Source organism: Enterococcus pingfangensis, assembly GCF_005405205.1.
Classification (GTDB): domain Bacteria; phylum Bacillota; class Bacilli; order Lactobacillales; family Enterococcaceae; genus Enterococcus_A; species Enterococcus_A pingfangensis.
On the sequence record NZ_BJDP01000007.1, the window covers coordinates 64,525 to 83,391 of the forward strand.

Here is an 18,867-nt window from a genome sequence, read left to right on the forward strand (position 1 = left end):
AAAAGCTAGACAGTAAAATCTGCCCAGCTTTTTCATCGATTTATGCTATTTGCGTTTCTTTTTCTTCTTTTTGCTTTTCTTGACCATCCGGTTCATAGCCATCTTGCCCATTTTACCTTTGATCCCTGAACCAAACATTTGATCCATTCCAGCTGGCATACTGCCCTTGCTCATTTGCTGCATCATTTTACGGGACTCTTTGAACTGTTTGATCATGCGATTGACTTCGACGATAGAGTTCCCTGAACCGGCAGCGATCCGACGGCGGCGACTAGGATTCAATAAATCTGGATCTTCTCGTTCTGCCGGTGTCATTGAATAAACCATTGCTTTTTTACGTTCAACATCTTTAGGATCGACTTTGACATTTTCAATCCCAGGCATTTGACTCATGCCGGGAATCATTTTTAATAGATCTTCGATTGGGCCCATGCCCATCACTTGATCTAATTGTTCGATAAAATCATTGAAATCAAAGCTATTTTCTTTCATTTTACGTGCAAGTTCTTCAGCTTTTTTCTCATCGTAATCTTGTTGCGCTTTTTCGATCAATGTCAGCATATCGCCCATACCTAAGATCCGACTAGACATCCGATCTGGATGGAAGACTTCTAAATCTGTTAGTTTCTCACCCGATCCGACAAATTTGATTGGCGCCCCTGTGACGGCCCGAATTGACAATGCCGCACCACCACGAGTATCGCCGTCTAATTTAGTGATAACGACCCCGGTGATTCCTAACTGTTCATTAAAACTCTGTGCTACGTTGACTGCATCTTGCCCTGTCATCGCATCGACAACTAAAAGAATTTCATTTGGTTGTGCGATTTCTTTGATCTGTTTCAGCTCTTCCATCAACGCTTCGTCGATGTGCAAACGACCAGCCGTATCGATCAAGACATAATCATTTTTATTTTCTCGAGCTTGTTCCATCCCTTGACGAACGATTTCAACTGGGCTGACTTCAGTCCCTAAATCAAAAACAGGAACATTTAGTTGTTGTCCTAAAACTTTTAATTGGTCGATAGCCGCTGGACGATACACATCGGCTGCAATCATTAACGGACGAGCTTTTTCATTTTTGATCAACTGATTGGCAAGTTTTCCGGCAAACGTTGTTTTACCAGCCCCTTGCAAACCAGCCATCATGATAACTGTTGGGATCTTTGGTGATTTTTCAATTCCGACCGCTTCTGTTCCTAAGGTCTTTGTTAATTCTTCATCAACGATTTTTACGATTTGTTGAGCTGGAGACAGGCTTTCTAAAACTTCTGCTCCGACTGCCCGGCTACGGACTTCTTTGGTGAATTGTTTCACCACTTGTAAGTTGACATCGGCTTCAAGTAAAGCCAAACGGATCTCACGCATCATTTCAGTGATATCTGATTCTGTGATTTTTCCTTTTTTACGTAACTTTCCCATCGCAGCTTGCAAACGCTGCGTTAAACTTTCAAATGCCATTGATTATATTTCCTTTCTATTCATCTAAATCTTGTAAGCCAGTGATCGTAGCGGCCAAAAACTCATCCTTGGGATAATGCTCAGTGACATACAATTCTAATTTATCCAGCTGCTCTTCCCGCACGATATAATCCGAAAATAAATGTAGCTTGCGCTCATAATCTTCTAAGATTTTTTCTGTTCTTTTGATATTATCATAAACTGCCTGACGACTCACCTGATATTCCTCAGCAATCTCGCCTAAAGAAAAATCATCGGCATAATATAACTCCATATAGTTCATTTGCTTTTCAGTCAGCAACGTTGCATAAAATTCAAACAACGCATTCATACGGTTGGTTTTCTCGATTTCCATTACGCCATCCTCATTTCTTGCCAATTTTCTTCAGAATAAACGGGTAATCCTTGTTGGATGAAATAAGCCGTTGCGACACCGACGCCTTTGATCCGAGTACCGGAAAAACTGCCATCATAGATCAGATTACTGCCGCAAGAAGGGCTTCTTTCTTTTAAAATAAGACCTGTAATCTGTAATTTCTGCATTTCTTTAAACGCTTTGATTGCGCCTTGTTTAAAAGCATCCGTCAAATCATTGCCTTCTTGATCGCAAACTTTTGCTTTGCCTTGCCAAACATCAAAACCGTCGCCGCCTTGAATCTCAGCAGGAGGACGCGGTGTAGGTAAGCCGCCTAAATCTTCGGGGCAAATCATCAGCGCCTGATTTGTTTCAACTAAATTTTTCAGCGCCGCAATCTCATTTGAGCCGCCGTCGTACCGACACGCGACACCGCCTAAACAGGCACTAATTCCCAGCATGGTTACTTCTCCTATCAAATTAATAGAAAATAGGTGACAAAACTGCCTTCCCATTATACCATTTATTAAGGTATGGAAATAGTCTTTCATAAATGTTCTTAACAAGAAAAATTAATTCCTTCCACTAGAGAGGAGATCCATATGAAACGTGTATTAGTCGTAGACGATGAGCTTTCGATCATCAAGTTATTGAGTTTCAATTTAGAAAAAGAAGGCTACGCCGTCACTACTGCTGAAGATGGCAAAGAAGGCTATGAGCTGGCCTTAAATGAAAAATTTGATTTTATTATTTTAGATGTGATGTTGCCATCAATGGACGGTTTGGAGATCGCAAAAAAATTGCGCCAAGAAAAAATCGATACACCGATTCTGATGCTCACAGCTAAAGATGATACGATCGACCGTATTTTAGGTTTAGAGATCGGAGCCGATGATTACTTGACTAAACCATTTTCTCCGCGGGAAGTTCTAGCTCGAATGAAAGCTATTTTTCGCCGAGTAGAGCCTAGACAAGAAACGGTTGAACATGACTTTTTGACTGCTGGCGAGATCAAAGCAGACTTAGCCAATTACCAAGTTTTCATTCGTGATGACAAAATCGATCTGACACCAAAGGAATTTGAACTGCTTGTCTACTTCATGAAACGGCAAAAACGCGTCATTGATCGCGATACTTTGCTGGATCGGATTTGGCAATATGATTTTTCTGGTCAAAGTCGGATCGTTGATGTTCACGTCTCCCACTTACGAGAAAAAATCGAAATTGATCCTAAACATCCGCAATATTTGCAAACAGTTCGCGGCTTTGGTTATAAGTTTCAGGTGCCGGCTAAATGAAACGAAAACACTTAGACTACCTTGTCCCTTTTCTGCTCGTCTGTCTACTGTTTTTAGGCAGTTGGAAGTTGGCCAATCATTTTTTCACGAAAGAACTATTGGAATTGCAAGAGGAATTTTTGACTAGCAATGGCGAATTAGTCATTCAGCAACTAGACTTAGATTCGCTTGATTCCAATAAAAATAAAGTCGTGATCGAAGACTTTGCAAATGAAGCGCAAGATCGGATCACCTTGCTGAATACACAAGGAAAAATTATTTTTGACAGCACCGAGCCGAATCTCTCTGGTACGCGTGAAAATCGACCAGAAGTAAAATTTGTTTTAAATAAAAATGATGTTGGCTCTTCAGTGCGTTACAGTACTACTTTGAAGGCAGAATTGCTCTACACGGCTCAGCCAATCCGCTCTGGCGATGAGATCGTCGGTATCTTACGAGTCGCTAAAAGAACGTCTGCTTTTCAATCAAAGACCCAAAACTTTCAGCGAACGATTTTTACTATTTTGCTATTGTTTTATGCCTTTATTTATCTGATTATCTGTTATCTAACTTATCAGCGGAACCGGCCGATTGAGACCGTTTTACCCGTTTTGCAACGGATGTTGACCGAACCAGAAAAAAGCAACTATGTCATGCAGAACTCCTCGCAATGGCAAGAGCTCTATGTTACCGTCAATCAAATCAGTGAGCAGTTGAATGAGACTTATGCTGCTTACACATCGACTGAGGAACAGTTTTCGACGCTCTTTCATGAATTGACTATCGGGGTCTTCATTATCGACACCGAAGGCCGTTTCATTATGATCAATCCGGCTATGGAAGAATTGCTGCAAATCGGCGGCGCTAGTCAACACTATTATTGGCAAGTCATCCAAGACAATAAATTTATCCAGCTGATCCAACAAATTTTAGTTGATAAAAATCAAGTCCATCAAGAAATTTCAGCCAAACTGCCTGATTCGATGAACTTAGATATTCGCTTGCGCTACATTGAAAATGAGCTTAAAGGCGATCAAGTGATGGGAACAGTCTATGATTTGACGCATGTCCGCCGCTTAGAAAAAATTCAGCGGGATTTTGTAGGAAATGTCTCACATGAATTGAAAACTCCTGTAACTTCTTTATTAGGCTTTACGGAAACTTTATTAGATGGTGCCAAAGAGGATCCAGATCTAACTGAAGAATTTTTGACGATCATGCAAAATGATGCCAAACGTTTGCAGCGACTGATTCAAGATATTATTGAACTATCAAAAGATGGCAGCGATCTAGCCGAAGACCGTCAAGCACTCGAGTTGAACTACTTTTTCCAACAACAGATCGATTTGTATCAGCATTTGCTGAAAAACAAACAGATTCTGATTACGATCGACGGCGCAAAAAATTGTTTCTATCAAACGCGCTTAACTTTTTTCCAGCCGATCATTAAAAATCTACTGGAAAACGCGATCCAATATTCAGCAGAAAAAAGTCAGATCGAATTGCGCTATCGCCTGACGGATCAATTAGTCATCACGGTGACCGATCATGGTATCGGCATGTCAAAAAGCGATCAAAAACGGATCTTTGAACGTTTTTATCGGGTGGATAAGGCTCGTGCTCGCCACTCAGGCGGAACCGGTCTAGGGCTGGCTATCGTCAAAGAATACAGTGAGATTCTTGGCGGAACAGTCGAAGTCGAGAGCCACCCAAAACTTGGCTCAACCTTTACAGTGACCTTGCCAAATAATTAAAAAAACTGACTTCAACTTTCTAATGAAAATTGAGGTCAGCTTTTTTGTTTTTTGGGGAAAGGATTCTTTTCTTCAATTACTCCATCAAAAATTATTTTATAGTACCATCTGCGGCACGTTCGACTTTCATGGATGTTATCGGCAAATAACCCAATTCTTTGACCGGACCAGATTGTACTTCGTCACTAGTCATGTATTTCAAAAAGTCTGCTAAGGCTTTTTCTGGTTCGCCTTTTGTATACATATGTTCATAGGACCAAATCGGCCATTCGTTTGTCGTAATGCTTTTAGCATTGGCTGTTACTCCGTCAAGTTGCAGTGCTTGCAGACTGTCATCAACATAGGATAAAGCCAAATAACTGATAGCTCCTGGCGTTTGGGCCACGATTTTTTTAACGGTTCCTGAAGAATCTTGTTCTTGCGACTGAATAGATTCTTTCCCGTCTAATCCCCATTTTTCAAAAGAAGCGCGGGTTCCGCTGCCGGAAGCTCGATTAATCACTTGAATTGCTTCGTCTTTTCCGTCAAGTTCTTTCCAGTTTTTGAGTTTGCCGGTGAAAATATCGATCAGTTGCTGTTTCGTAATATTTTTTACTCCGACGTCCTTATTGACAACCGGAACAAAACCGACCACCGCGACTTTATGGTCGACTAATTTACTCGCGTCGACACCTTCTTTTTCCTCAGCAAAAACATCTGAATTTCCGATTTCTACCGAACCATTTTCGACTTGGCTCAGACCCGTCCCACTTCCGCCGCCTTGAACAGAGATCTGAACGTTTGGGTGATTTTGCGTATAGCTTTCTTGCGCTGCATCAACTAACGGCTGCAAGGCTGTCGAACCTACTGCTGTAATTTTTACAGAATTCTCTTTTGTTGAATCGGAATCTTTTGCTGCATTTCCTGCACCGCAGCCCGCCAGGATAATTCCTGAAAAAGCTAATGCCAAAATAATTTTCTTCATCGTATACACTCCCACTAATAAATTTCTTTAGAATACCTGTTGAAAAACTTCGCTGTATTCCTTTTCCTTAGTACATCATTACTTTATCAATCGAAAGTAAATATCTAGTCGCGTTCGTGTAAATGATCCGTAAAGAACTGTAAATATTTGGTAAAGACAAATCTCCTTACTTTTTATTAGTTTTGATGTACAATAATGTTAGCTTAAAAAACAGCTATGAGAGAAGTGAAAACTATGCTAGTCATTACCTATGAAGCAAATAACTCAGAAAAAATAGTGAACTATCCTAGTGCCAATGATTTTCTAGCCGCTCAACTAAAAGAAGTTCCTGATTTACCTGACTATTATCATGTAGTAAAAGTAACGATCGAAGACAAAGAGATCGCTTTGCAAGATAAAACAATCAGCGGATTATTCAATCACTTGAACAAATAAAAAAATGGATCAAATCTTTTCGATTTGATCCATTTTTTTATTTGTTTAGATAGTCGGTCAAACGTTTCATTGCTTCAACTAAGTTATCCATTGATGCGGCGTAGCTGAGTCTGACGTAGCCTTCACCTTCTGGACCAAAAGCAATTCCTGGAATAAGTGCCAGCTGATTTTTCTCAGCTAAATCAATACAGAATTTCATTGAATCTTGTTCTTGACCTGCTGGGATCTTAGCGAAGATATAGAATGCGCCTGAAGGACGAGCTACTTCAAAGCCTAGTTTTGTCATAGACTGATACACAAAATCCCGACGTTCACGGTATTCTTCCCGCATGACTTCCGCATCAGAGATCCCTTGGACCAATGCTCGAACTGCCGCTTTTTGTGAAATCGTCGAGGCAGCTGTCACTAAGTATTGATGAACTTTGATGATTTGTTCAACTAATTCTGCCGGCGCAAAAATGAAACCGATCCTCCACCCTGTCATCGCATGAGATTTTGACAAACCGTTAATCAAAATCGTTTGTTCTCGTAAATATTTCCCAAACGAAACATGTTTTGCTTCATAATTCAATTCACTATAAATTTCATCACTGATCACAAAGATTGGATATTTTTTCAATGTTTCGCTCAACGCAGAAACCTCTGCTTCATTATAAGCTACTCCAGTTGGATTTGACGGCGATGTAATGATGATGGCTTTGACCTTGTCCCCATGCTCTGCCATTGCCTGATCGATCTGCTCTGGTGTTAAAATAAAATCTGTCTCCCGTGTATCGATATAGACGGGTTCAGCGCCTGCTAATAAAATCAACGGTTCATACCCCGGATAAGTCGGTGCCGGAAGTAAAACTTTGTCTCCCGCTTCTAAAATCGCCAACAAGCTGGCAGATAACGCCTCAGTTGCTCCAACAGTCACTAATACTTCCGTTTCCGGCTGATAGTTGACTGTATATTTTTCAGATAAAAAACAGCTCGCGGCTTTTCGAACATCGATCAACCCAGACATACCTGTATAATGACTAAAATTATCTTTGATCGCCTGTTGCCCTGCTTCTTTGATGTGTTCAGGGGTATTAAAGTCCGGCTCGCCTAATGTCAGCTTTAACATATTAGGAATTCCAGAAACTTTCTCATCAAATTGACGAATCAATGAGACGGCGATTTCATACACATTTTTGTTAAATCGATCTTGCACTTTATTCATATAACCCCTCCATTTCTAATCATATTATCACAATTATTCAGATAGTAAAGTGCAAATATTGCTTTGTTTGGTCATGATTGATAAAGTTTTAGCCGTATTTAGCGTTCATTTGAATAACTCTAGCGAATACTTGATCTTCAGTAAACAACGAATCTAACGTGCCTTTCCTTTTTGAATGCTAAGAGTTGCTCTGCTAATAAAAAAATTTAACTCTAAACAGATAACGGTTTGTTGATAGCAGCATAAAATAACTTTAATTATTATCATTGTTTTTGAAATTTTGATTGAATTGACCATTTATCAATCATAAAATAACCTTAGAGGCGTTCTATTGGAGGAGGTTTATGATGCATAAGAAAATAATTTCACTATTACCATTTGTCTTTTATTTCATTCCGTATATGCATCTTTCGTTGGCGATCGATTATCTTTTCGATTCCCTTATAGGTATTTTTTTATTTTTAATATTTACTGTGACCATAGGTTTCTATGCAAAAAAAATTCGGCGGCTGCCTTTATTGATCCTAGGCAATCTCATCAATATCTTATTGAGTTGTGTATTGATCCTGTTAGAAAGTCCGATAGTTGATTGGTATCATTCTTCCTCACCTTTTGTGGCTGCAGTCCCATTGATCATCCTTTTCCTGTTCGCCCAGTTGACTGGTATTTTTTGGGCGCATGTTCTCCAAAAAGAAAACGCTTTTTCAATCGATAAAGGAAGTAAAAATTGACTGCCCCATCACTTGAGTCAGAACTAAAAAGCTTCGGATCATTTCAACGATCCGAAGCTTTTTTCGAGTATTTGTAAATGCCTTTGACGACTTGACTCCTGTTTCTATTTTTGGGGTGTGCCTGTTGTATTTACATATTTTTGAATCAAAAAAAGTTTCATATCTTCCGCTGATTCATTATATTTTCTTCACTGGAATCTGAATTTCCGTTAACCAATCTTCTTCACTATCCTTATTCCAAATCCCATCAATATAGTTTTCTCGAGCAGAATCAATAATTTCATACCTATTATCCTCAGCAAACTTGATCGCAGCTGCATAAGCTTTGGGAAACTCTCTATAAGTACCTTTGTGCATCGTACAAATTGCTTCTGGTACTTCTTCAATGTATTTAAATTTCAAGTCACCGACATCTTCTTTCATTTCAGTCACAGCTTCACAAACTTCTATATCAATGTTTTCTTCCTTATATTCGTTGTCATGGTAGATACTGAAACAATATTCTGGCACAGCACACACACAGCCGGCTCTCATCATCTGTGCACCCATATCAGGAATCGTCGAAAATATCGTATCCAAATTCGGAACGATTTTACGCGTTGATGCCACAATCGCTTCTGGTAACTTTTTGATCACCATATGATAGTTTTCTTCCCCTTGCTGTATATACCCTTCGATTTGAGACAGCATTGACATTCGCTCAAATATTTCTTTCAATAATTGCTGTTTCTTTCGTTGTAAAATTTGTTGTTCACTTTCACCATCTTGTACTCGCTTAATTTCCTCAATACTATAGCCGATTCGTCGGAGCGCCAAGAGACGATGCAGTGGTTCTAATTGACTTGAAGAATAATAACGATACCCATTATCAGGATCAACAAAGCGGGGACGCAACAACCCCACTTCATCATAATAGCGCAATGCTTTAATTGTCACTTGGTTCATTTTAGAGAACATACCGATTCGATAAAGTCTTTCTTCGATTTTTTCATGTTCCATAGGATTCTCCTTTTTTATTTCTATTCCCAACGAAAGAATTTTACAGCCAAGCCAAACCCTACAATCGTAATCACAATCAAAAGAAGCAAAACAAACAATGGATTTCCTACTGATTGATTGAGACTAACACTTTTCAGTAATTGAACGCCCTGTGTTAATGGAAGAACATTAGCGATCTTTTTCAATCCATTAGGAAAAAGCTCAAACGGAATCACTGCGCCAGATAAAAAGAGCACTGGAAAATAAATTAGACTGCACACTAGATTAGCAATTTTGATGGTTTTACACAAACTGGCGATTAACAGCCCTAAACTATACATCGCAATCATAATTAAAAAGTAACTTGCGATCAATAGTCCCCAATTTCCTTGCATTCGGTAGCCAAGAAATACCACGGATACGAATACTAACAGTCCTGCTGAAATAATTGCGGTAGTCATGGCTACTAGTACCTGAGCAGCAATTAAATGCCCCGGGGAGGCAGGTGTAACAAAAAAATGCTTTAATATTTTTTTATCACGATAATCACAAATTGTTAACGGAATTCCCATGAATGCGGTAGCACAGATTCCAACAACTAGAAGCGAACTGAAACTGCTGTCTAAAAATGTATAGGAAGCATCCCCCGCTTGATTATTTCCGGCAATCATAGTCGTCAATAACAAGACCCCCAAGGGCATCAAAATACCAAAAAGGATCCCATCAATCGAACGAATCGCTAATTTCCCTTCGACTTTTGCTAAGCTTATTATTTTATTCATCGGCCTCCTCCCCCACAAACCAGAGATAAGCATCCTCCAAATTATTCTGTGAACTTTTCACCAAGAGTTCTGGAATTGTCCCTTCCGCTACAACATTTCCTCGTTTAATCAAATAAATTCGGTCACAAAGAATCTCGGCCTCCTCCATATAATGAGTTGTCAAAAAGATCGTTAAATTTGTCTTTTTGAGCTTGAGCATGGTTTGCCAAACATCCCGACGTGCTTCAGTATCTAATCCGGTTGTTAATTCATCTAAAAAGATAATTTCTGGACCAGGAATCAATGCCAGTAAGATCGAAAGTTTTTGCTTTTCACCTCCGGAGAGTTTCTCGACGAATTGTTTTTCGAATTTTTTTAACTTGAACAATTCTAGTAATTCTTGATAGTCGCGAGGCTGTCTATATAAACTTGAAAATTCTCGGCACAGCTCTCCCACGCGAATATTGTTTTGATAACTGGAAGACTGCAACTGGACGCCAACTTTTTCAAAAACTTCGCGACGCTGCTTACGAGGATCTAGTCCTAATATTTTAACCGTTCCATAATTTGGACGTTTGATCCCTAAAATCGTCTCAATAGTAGTCGTTTTCCCTGCTCCATTTGGCCCTAATAGACCAAATATTTCTCCTTTGTTGATAGTGAAGGATAATTGATTGACGATTTTCTTTCCACTAATTTCTTTTGTTAATTGATCAGCCACGATAGCTGTATTCACTGTAACCCTCCCCTTTCACTAACAGGATAGTGTCTCCTGTTAAGGGAGAGTCAACAATCAAAAAAATAGCATAGTTTTAAAATAAAAATTGTTCCTTCTTTCTAGAATTCTTGTTTTTTTATAATAAGAATCCCTATCACTCCTAACGTAAACAGTTTGCTCGGAAAATTTTTACTGGCCTGTTCTCCCAATTAATACCTTTAATATTTTTCTCAATAACAAGTATCCACTAATAAACCAAACCATAGGGTATACTTGCAAAAATCATCATCTCCACGACAGCGAACATATCCATCTCACCCAATGATAGCAGATATCTTTATATAGAGAATATAGAAATCAACTCTTTCATTCCTGATACTACTTTCTTCTATCCTTAAAAATCACTGGATTTTACACAGAGACCCTCTAATTGTAAATATCAATTAATAAAAATATCTCAACTCACCAATATTTTAGTTAACATCACATACTACGAAAAGTTGGATGGACAAAAAAATAAGACACTCATTTCTGAATGTCTTATTTTCTATTTATTAAAATAGTCTCTTGTGCCCTGTTCATCTATTTCGAGTTGACGAACCAATCCGTCAACCGATTCAAACGCCACTTGTCCTCTCAGCATATGATACCAGCGTACTTTTACTTTTTCTCCATAGATTTCCTGATTAAAATCTAAAATATTGATCTCTACTGTCAGCATTCGATTAGAACCGAACGTATCATTATGTCCAATCGATCCCATCGCTTGATACCATTGGTCACCAACTTTAAGCTGATTGACGTAGACGCCTTCTTTCGGCAGTTTCATGTCTTCTGGCACTTGAATATTAGCTGTCGGATAGCCTAAGGAACGACCGCGGGCTTCACCGTGGATCACCGTGCCACTGATTTCATAAACATAGCCTAGCAAATGATTGGCTTCTTCTAAACGACCTTCTGATAATAAGCGGCGAATGCGTGAGGAACTGATTTTTTCAGTTTCATATTCTTCTGTTTTTTTAGCAACGATGACTACTTCAAAACGATTTTTGGCATAATCAGGCAAACGTTCAGCATCTGCGGCTTGATCTTTTCCAAAATTATAATCAAATCCTGAGACCGCGACTTTCCCATGCAGACCTACGATATATTGGTCAACAAATTCTTGCGGATCTAACGCCGCAAAAGCGGAAGTAAAAGCCACTTCATATAAAATATCGACGCCCAAACTTGCCATGCGCTCTTCTTTTTGTCTCAAAGTCGAAAGATATTTAATTGGTTTACTCTGAACTTGCTGGAACACAATTGCCGGATGCTGATTGAACGTCATCACAGCTAGTTTCAGCTTTTTCTCTTCAGCAATTTTTTTTCCCGTATTGATTACTTCTTGATGTCCGCGATGGACACCGTCAAAAAAACCTAAGACCAATACACAATCTCCTGCTGGAATTTCTTCTGGTTTATACGGATGACGCAACTTTACTATTTCCATCTGCTATACCTCGTTTCGAATCACTTTGCTTGGTTTCAAGAGCCAATTTTTTTCTGGATGTTGCCCATAAAGACTGACTAATTGGTCTTGATAAAAAAATGCAATCAATTTTCCCGGCATTTTTTTTAGACCAAAATCATTCATTGGCAGAACTTGCCCGTTTTTAACCTTTTGCCAATCAGCAAGTGTAAGATTGATCCGCGGGAAATCTTTCATCGCTTCTTCGATTGGCTGCAACGCCTGATCAATCTGATTTTTCGCCATTAATTCACTGACTTGCGCTAAAGTCACTGCTTGGCCGACTGAAAAACCGCCACTTGCTAAACGAGTCAGGTCAGACATATGCGCTGGATACCCAAGTTTTGCTCCCAAATCGACGGCTAACGTTCGCACGTAGGTCCCTTTTCCGCAAGTTACTTGAAAACGCCAGCTTTGTGTTTTAGTCTCTGCGTGATAAATTGGATCAGTCGTTCGTTGAAAACTTTTGATGACAGCAATCCGTTCAGGCCGTTCAATTATTTCACCCGCTCGTGCATATTCATATAAGCGTTTCCCATTTACTTTTACCGCTGAATACATCGGCGGAATTTGCGTGATCTCTCCGATAAATGTCGCCATCATCTGATCGATTGCTTCTTTTGTCAAAGGAGCTTCTACCGCTTTAATCTCGACAACTTCTCCACTGCGGTCTTCCGTTGTAGTAGAAAAACCAACCGTAATTTCGCCTTCGTAAATTTTTCCGCTTTCTTGTAAATATTCGATCACTTTGGTTCCTTTTCCGATACAGATAGGCAAGACCCCATCGACATCTGGATCTAAAGTCCCACCGTGTCCAACTTTTTTAGTTTGTAAAATCTTTCTTAATTTAAAGACACAGTCATGACTCGTCATGCCGCGCTCTTTCCATAACGGCAAGATACCGTCCATTTTATTTCCTCATTTCATTTTATAATTAACGTTCCCATTATATCATAGCTGATCTGAGAATTGACAAGATAGCTTTTGACTCATTTTTTTCACATTCATCGACTGAGAAAAAATCAGCTAAGTACGCTTATTCATCAGCTTGAGCTCTGTATTTTAACAGACTACGATCAACTATTCATTTTTTGGGCTTGAACCTCAGTAAAATTAGGATAAAAAAAGGAGTTGCGACAAAATGCTTGTCACAACTCCTTTATCCGAATGATCGGTATTCCAGCTTCTTTGGAAATCAGCCGAAATTACTTGAAGATGGCCACTTCGGTCGCAACCTCAGTTATTCCTGCTCTTTAGCTTGTTTCTGGCGCTGACGTTTGAATACAAATGAAATACTTGGATCTGAAGATTGCCGCATCGTGTATGACTCCAGCTGATTCACTTGATGGCGGTAATTATTCGCCGTAAAATTAGTGATTTCTGCATTTACTTCATACTGATCAATCAACTTTCTTTCTAAATAAAAGCCGCGGATCAATTCTTTGGCATATTGCGGATCTTGTTGGATCAAATACGTTCCAAACAATCCATGTCCGCTGACTTGGTTCATCAGATTATTTCGTTCATCGACAAAAAAGTCAATCAGTTCTTCATCGTAAACATCCCGCAAGTTTTCTAAACTATCTAAGATCACTTCACTGTTGCGGATAAATATTTTTCTAAGTGATGAGATGTCACGATTATCTACAGTTTCTTTTCGTTTTTTCTTCCGTTGCCAAAACATTTTTGGATGCAAAATGATCCGAATGATCCTCCGGACAAAAATCAGCCAAAAACTAAGCAGTGACAGCATTTGCTTCGTTACTGATTCAGAAACATTTGAAATGAAACGCGAATACAACCGATAAGCGCCGGCATCGATTTGATGTCTTCTAAAACTTTCATCTAATCCATCGCGTTCAACCGAAATGATCAACGCCTGAATTTCTTGGAATTCTTGTTGCGCACTTTCTGGCATCGAGTTATTGAAGACTTGTTGGATTCGGCCTTGATAATTCGCGATTACCGCAAGCAGCGCAAAACGTTCTTTTTCAGTGAGTTCCTTATTGTCTAAGTCAGTATAAAGTTCGCTGATCACTTCACGCAATATCAACATCAATTTTGGATCTGTCGGCGGAATGACTTCCCCTTCAGACAAAATCGGTAGTAGAATCATCCCGATGATCAATGTCAAAAAGGTCACACAGGCGGTGATGAATAGAAGTAATGACCGTTCCGGAAAGGCTAATCCGTGGATCGTTGTCGGTAAAATAAAAATCGTTGCGATGCTGACTGTTCCTTTTACCCCGCCAAAAGTCAGCAATAGACGCTCTCTTAACTGTGCTCGTGTCGTTTGCCAACCTTGCGTTACGACATAAAAGCCGCTGACAAATAAGAAACGTAAAACAAACAAAAGAGCCGTCAATAACAAAACTATTCCTAAAAGATGCACATTTGAATAACTTTGACTGTTCCATACAGGAGAAAAGACTTGCGACAATTCAATTCCTAAGAAAATAAAGACTAAGGCATTCAGCATAAAACTGATTGTATTCCAAGTGCTTTCTGTTACATTCGATAACTGCGCTTCAAATAAATTCACGCGCCGGAATCCGGTCGCTTGCAAAACACCTGTGACTACCGCGGCAATGATCCCGGAAGCATGAAACAATTCCGCAATAAAATACGCCATAAACGGTAGAATCAATTCAATCAGCAAATAGGCCGAAACATCTTGCGCAGAAATCCGCTCAATAATTTTTATAATTTCATTTTTAAACCAAATAATAACTAAGCCAACCAAAACACCTACGATACTTGATTCCAACAAAGAAATCGAGGCATCCATCGCTGAAAATCGGCCTGTCAAAAGAGCCGCCACGGCAAACTGAAACGCCGTTACACCAGTCGCATCATTAATCAGTCCTTCGCCTTCCAAAACGTGCATGACTGATTCTGGAATATCCAACCGTTTCGCTAGAGAATTCACAGCTACAGCATCGGTAGGTCCTAATGAGGCGCCAAAAGCTAGACAAGCTGCCAACGGGATTATCGGTAAGATTTTATGCAGCACAAAACCCAAACCAAACAAGGTGAAAATAACGCCGCCAAAAGCTAACAATAAAATCAAACCAAAATGCTTCAAAATCGAAGCAATATCTGCCGTCTCGCCCTCGCGAAACAATAAAGGTGCAATGATCATTACTAGAAATACTTCCGGCTCAAAATGGATCGAACTGCCGACCTCGGTAAAGCCAATGATAATTCCGATAATGATCTGGATCATGAAAATTGGAAAGGACGGAAAAACTTTTGCTAAAACATTCGATAAGGTAATGGCAATGGCTACAATAATAATAATCTCAATTAGGCCCATTCACTCACCTCGGGGTACAACTATCTTTTGCCTTTGCTAATAATTTTAAGAACTCGCGTTTTTTATTGATAATACGATCTTCTAGTTCTGCCAATTCTTTCGGGTCATCATCTAATGAAAGCTGTGCCCGCTTAGTTTCCATGCGCAATAAGTCATGTTTCATCCGTTCTAATTTACGCGACGTCAAAACATTGACCTTTTTTATCTTTTGTTTAACGATTTTACGTTCTTCCGGGCTCAACTTTTCAAATTCTTGATGAAGAGCCTTCATCCGTTCTTCAAATTCCGTAGTCATTTTAGACTGTGCCTCCTTGAAAATATCCAAAAAAAGGATCATTTACAAACTGCCTACACTGTAACAGGATTTTTCCAATATTGCAAAAAGAACCTGAAAAAATTTTTCAGGTTCTAACGAATTTATTCTTTATTTAAATCTCGGATCAGCTGATCGATTTTAGAACCGTATTCAACTGATTCATCTAATTCAAAAAACAATTCAGGTGTCTTGTAGATCGATAATGCATGGCCTAGCTCACGCCGAACCAAACCGCTTGCTTTATTCAATCCTTCTTGAGCTTTTTCCTTATCTGAAGCTTTATCAGATAATAAGCTGTAGTAAATCGTCGCTTGTTGCAAGTCGCCAGTAACGTGGACATCAGTGATATTCACATTTTGGACCCGCGGATCACGAACTTTTTTTCGTAAGACGTCATTGACTTCTTTTAAAATTTCTTGAGCAAGACGACGATCGCGATAATTTGGCATAGCGATAGCCTCCTTAAAACTATTTTTGTTTGATTTCTTCCATAACAAAGCCTTCGATTACATCATCAACTTTGATATCATTGAAGTTTTCGATCATTGCGCCACATTCGTAGCCCATCTTAACTTCTTTCACATCATCTTTGAAGCGTTTCAAGCTGGCAAGCTTGCCTTCAAGGATAACGATTCCGTCACGGATGATCCGAACGCCGCTATCGCGTTGAATAGAGCCTTCGTTGACGTAACAACCAGCGATCGTTCCGACTTTAGAAACTTTATACGTTTCACGAACTGTCATTTGACCAGTGATTTTTTCTTCATACTCAGGATCAAGCATACCCTTCATCGCTGTTTCGATTTCTTCGATTGCTTTATAGATGATCCGGTGTAGACGAATATCTACTTCTTCAGCTGATGCTTGTTGTTTTGCTTGCGGTGTTGGTCGAACATTGAATCCAATGATGATCGCATTACTTGCTGCTGCTAAAGTGACATCACTTTCGTTGATTGCACCAACAGCTGAATGGACGATCTTCACACGAACGCCTTCAACATCGATTTTTTTCAATGATGCTGATAATGCTTCGGCAGAACCTTGTACGTCAGCTTTGATGATCACGTTGACTTCTTTTAATTCACCCTCTTTAAGGGATTCAAACAAGTTATCTAATGTCACACGAGCATTGGCACTGCGATGTTCTAAGACTGCACGTTTAGCACGTTCTTCACCTGCTGCACGAGCTGTTTTTTCATCGTCGAAGATCGCAAAACGATCGCCGGCTTGAGGAACATCGTTCAATCCTGTGATTTCTACTGGTGTTGCTGGTCCAGCCGTTTTTTCACGACGACCAATATCATTAGTCATGACACGAACCCGACCATAAGTATTGCCGACAACGATTGGATCGCCGACTTTCATTGTACCTTGTTGAACCAATAAGGTCGCAACCGGTCCTTTTCCTTTATCTAAACGGGCTTCGATAACCGTTCCGATACCGTGTTGTGTCGGATCAGATTTCAGATCTTCCACTTCGGCAACTAGTAAGATCATTTCTAACAATTCATCAATATTTTGATTGAATTTCGCTGAAATTTCTACAAAGATCGTGTCGCCGCCCCAGGCTTCAGGAATCAATTCGTATTCGCTTAATTCTTGCATTACGTGTTGCGGGTTGGCACCTGGTTTATCGATTTTATTCACTGCTACGATAATTGGCACTTTTGCCGCTTTCGCGTGGTTGATTGCTTCGATTGTTTGCGGCATCACACCATCATCAGCCGCTACGACTAAGATCGTGATGTCTGTAATACTTGCTCCGCGAGCCCGCATACTTGTGAAGGCCGCGTGTCCTGGTGTATCCAAGAAAGTGATCGGCTTACCGTCGATATCGATTTGGTACGCACCAATATGTTGTGTGATCCCACCGGCTTCTCCGCTAGTTACACGTGAATGACGCAACGTATCTAGCAAGGTTGTTTTACCATGGTCAACGTGTCCCATGATAGTTACTACTGGTGGACGAGAAACTAAGTTTTCTTCATTGACATCTTCTGTGTCAAAGAAACGATCGATATCAGCGACATCAATTGTAACTTTCTCTTGTGACTCGATCCCGTAGTCTGTTGCGAGTAATTCGATCGTGTCTTTATCTAATGGTTGGTTTTGGTTGACCATAACACCCATCATAAATAATTTTTTAATGATTTCAGCTGGCTCGCGATGAATTTTCTTCGCGATGTCTGCCACATTCATGCCTTCTGTATACTCTAATACTTCTGGCAATTCACGGAATTTACGTGGCGGTACTGCAGGTTTTTGGCTTTGTTGCTGTCTGCCTTTTTTACCTTTTTTGTTAAATCTATTTTTATTGCGATTTTGATTGCCGCCAAAACTATTGTTACGGTTTTGATTGCTGCCTTGATTTGAACGCTGACCTTGGTTACCGCTTTGTGCGGGACGTTGTCCTTGGTTTTGGCGCTGTGCATTGTTTGTTCCACTTTGCGCTGGACGTTGTCCTTGATTTTGACGTTGCGCATTATTTGTTCCACTTTGTGCTGGACGTTGTCCTTGATTTTGACGTTGCGCATTATTTGTTCCACTTTGTGCTGGACGTTGTCCTTGGTTTTGACGTTGCGCATTGTTTGTTCCGCTTTGTGCGGGACGTTGTCCTTGGTTTTGACGTTGCGCATTATTTGTTCCGCTTTGTGCGGGACGTTGTCCTTGGTTTTGGCGCTGTGCATTATTCGTTCCGCTTTGCGCTGGACGTTGCGTGTTGTTTGGATTGCTTTGTGTTGGGCGTTGCCCTTGATTTGAACGGTTTGCGTTCGCTGAGTTGTTTGGTTTATTAGTTTGTGTCAAGTCTTTATTTCCTTTTCTATTCTGGAAATTTGGGTTGTTCTTCGAGCTCTTTCCATGGAATTTTGATTTTTCGTGCTGGTTAGCTGATGGTTTTGCTTGAGTAGTTTGTTGCGGCTTGCTAGAAAAAGCTTGTTTCAATTTTGATTCATCATCTCCGGATAATGTACCCATATGGTTTTTAACTTCCATACCTAAAGACTGTGCTTTTTCTACGACATCCTTATTTGATTGATTCACTTCTTTGGCAAATTCGTATACTCTCTTTTTTCCCATGCAATCACC

The 18,867-nt window shown here is 39.9% G+C and carries 18 protein-coding genes; 4 read left to right on the forward strand and 14 right to left on the reverse strand.

Features of this window, described 5'->3' with window-relative positions:
• Positions 1–45 precede the first annotated feature (45 nt).
• Genes ffh through FFM63_RS05435 form a run of 3 tightly spaced genes read right to left on the reverse strand, consistent with a single transcriptional unit; the run spans position 46 to position 2,277 of the window.
• The gene (ffh, locus tag FFM63_RS05425) at positions 46–1,461 is read right to left on the reverse strand and encodes a signal recognition particle protein (protein WP_137609307.1); all 1,416 of its coding nucleotides are present in this window, start codon (positions 1,459–1,461) and stop codon (positions 46–48) included.
• Between the two features lie 16 nt (positions 1,462–1,477).
• Positions 1,478–1,816, reverse strand: a complete 339-nt coding sequence (locus FFM63_RS05430; protein WP_137609308.1) for a putative DNA-binding protein — start codon at positions 1,814–1,816, stop codon at positions 1,478–1,480.
• A complete protein-coding gene (locus FFM63_RS05435) occupies positions 1,816–2,277 on the reverse strand; it encodes a 2-thiouracil desulfurase family protein (RefSeq protein ID WP_137609309.1) in 462 nt (153 codons plus the stop codon). Before FFM63_RS05435 ends, FFM63_RS05430 begins: the two co-directional genes overlap by 1 nt.
• 141 nt (positions 2,278–2,418) lie before the next feature.
• On the opposite strand from FFM63_RS05435, the gene FFM63_RS05440 reads away from it, so the two are divergent.
• Both FFM63_RS05440 and FFM63_RS05445 read left to right on the forward strand, forming a co-directional pair.
• Positions 2,419–3,114, forward strand: coding sequence for a response regulator transcription factor (locus FFM63_RS05440; RefSeq protein WP_137609310.1), 696 nt, complete (start codon positions 2,419–2,421; stop codon positions 3,112–3,114).
• The gene (locus FFM63_RS05445; RefSeq protein WP_137609311.1) at positions 3,111–4,847 is read left to right on the forward strand and encodes a sensor histidine kinase; all 1,737 of its coding nucleotides are present in this window, start codon (positions 3,111–3,113) and stop codon (positions 4,845–4,847) included. The genes FFM63_RS05440 and FFM63_RS05445 overlap by 4 nt, the downstream gene beginning before the upstream one ends.
• A 91-nt stretch (positions 4,848–4,938) precedes the next feature.
• Here FFM63_RS05445 and FFM63_RS05450 read toward each other — a convergent pair whose 3' ends face one another.
• Positions 4,939–5,811, reverse strand: coding sequence for a phosphate ABC transporter substrate-binding protein PstS family protein (locus FFM63_RS05450; RefSeq protein WP_137609312.1), 873 nt, complete (start codon positions 5,809–5,811; stop codon positions 4,939–4,941).
• Between the two features lie 234 nt (positions 5,812–6,045).
• Between FFM63_RS05450 and FFM63_RS05455 the strand changes: the two genes are divergently transcribed.
• Positions 6,046–6,246, forward strand: a complete 201-nt coding sequence (locus tag FFM63_RS05455; protein ID WP_137609313.1) for a DUF4649 family protein — start codon at positions 6,046–6,048, stop codon at positions 6,244–6,246.
• A 37-nt stretch (positions 6,247–6,283) separates the two neighbouring features.
• On the opposite strand, the gene FFM63_RS05460 is transcribed toward FFM63_RS05455, so the two are convergent.
• Positions 6,284–7,450 (reverse strand): pyridoxal phosphate-dependent aminotransferase, encoded by a 1,167-nt coding sequence (locus FFM63_RS05460; RefSeq protein ID WP_137609314.1) that lies wholly within the window; start codon positions 7,448–7,450, stop codon positions 6,284–6,286.
• A gap of 344 nt (positions 7,451–7,794) precedes the next feature.
• On the opposite strand from FFM63_RS05460, the gene FFM63_RS05465 reads away from it, so the two are divergent.
• The gene (locus FFM63_RS05465; RefSeq protein ID WP_246033291.1) at positions 7,795–8,181 is read left to right on the forward strand and encodes a hypothetical protein; all 387 of its coding nucleotides are present in this window, start codon (positions 7,795–7,797) and stop codon (positions 8,179–8,181) included.
• A 177-nt stretch (positions 8,182–8,358) separates the two neighbouring features.
• Here the strand turns inward: FFM63_RS05465 and FFM63_RS05470 are convergent, their stop codons facing one another.
• From FFM63_RS05470 to infB, 9 genes are all read right to left on the reverse strand, one after another.
• Entirely contained in the window at positions 8,359–9,180 is an 822-nt protein-coding gene (locus tag FFM63_RS05470) for a MerR family transcriptional regulator (protein ID WP_137609316.1), read from the reverse strand.
• Between the two features lie 20 nt (positions 9,181–9,200).
• Complete coding sequence (locus FFM63_RS05475; RefSeq protein ID WP_137609317.1) at positions 9,201–9,941, reverse strand: ABC transporter permease; 741 nt, start codon at positions 9,939–9,941, stop codon at positions 9,201–9,203.
• Positions 9,934–10,656 carry an ABC transporter ATP-binding protein gene (locus FFM63_RS05480; RefSeq protein WP_137609318.1) on the reverse strand — a complete coding sequence of 241 codons (723 nt, stop codon included), beginning with the start codon at positions 10,654–10,656 and terminating at the stop codon, positions 9,934–9,936. The genes FFM63_RS05475 and FFM63_RS05480 overlap by 8 nt, the downstream gene beginning before the upstream one ends.
• A gap of 529 nt (positions 10,657–11,185) precedes the next feature.
• Positions 11,186–12,130 (reverse strand): riboflavin biosynthesis protein RibF, encoded by a 945-nt coding sequence (gene ribF, locus FFM63_RS05485; protein ID WP_137609319.1) that lies wholly within the window; start codon positions 12,128–12,130, stop codon positions 11,186–11,188.
• A 3-nt stretch (positions 12,131–12,133) separates the two neighbouring features.
• Complete coding sequence (gene truB / locus FFM63_RS05490) at positions 12,134–13,057, reverse strand: tRNA pseudouridine(55) synthase TruB (RefSeq protein WP_137609320.1); 924 nt, start codon at positions 13,055–13,057, stop codon at positions 12,134–12,136.
• A 331-nt stretch (positions 13,058–13,388) separates the two neighbouring features.
• Positions 13,389–15,464, reverse strand: coding sequence for a cation:proton antiporter (locus tag FFM63_RS05495; protein WP_137609321.1), 2,076 nt, complete (start codon positions 15,462–15,464; stop codon positions 13,389–13,391).
• 4 nt (positions 15,465–15,468) lie between these two features.
• Positions 15,469–15,759 carry a hypothetical protein gene (locus tag FFM63_RS05500; protein ID WP_137609322.1) on the reverse strand — a complete coding sequence of 97 codons (291 nt, stop codon included), beginning with the start codon at positions 15,757–15,759 and terminating at the stop codon, positions 15,469–15,471.
• Positions 15,760–15,881: 122 nt separating this feature from the next.
• Positions 15,882–16,229, reverse strand: a complete 348-nt coding sequence (gene rbfA, locus FFM63_RS05505) for a 30S ribosome-binding factor RbfA (protein WP_137609323.1) — start codon at positions 16,227–16,229, stop codon at positions 15,882–15,884.
• A 19-nt stretch (positions 16,230–16,248) separates the two neighbouring features.
• Positions 16,249–18,858: a translation initiation factor IF-2 gene (infB, locus tag FFM63_RS05510; RefSeq protein ID WP_137609324.1), complete on the reverse strand. Its 2,610-nt coding sequence runs from the start codon at positions 18,856–18,858 to the stop codon at positions 16,249–16,251.
• Between the last annotated feature and the right edge of the window lie 9 nt (positions 18,859–18,867).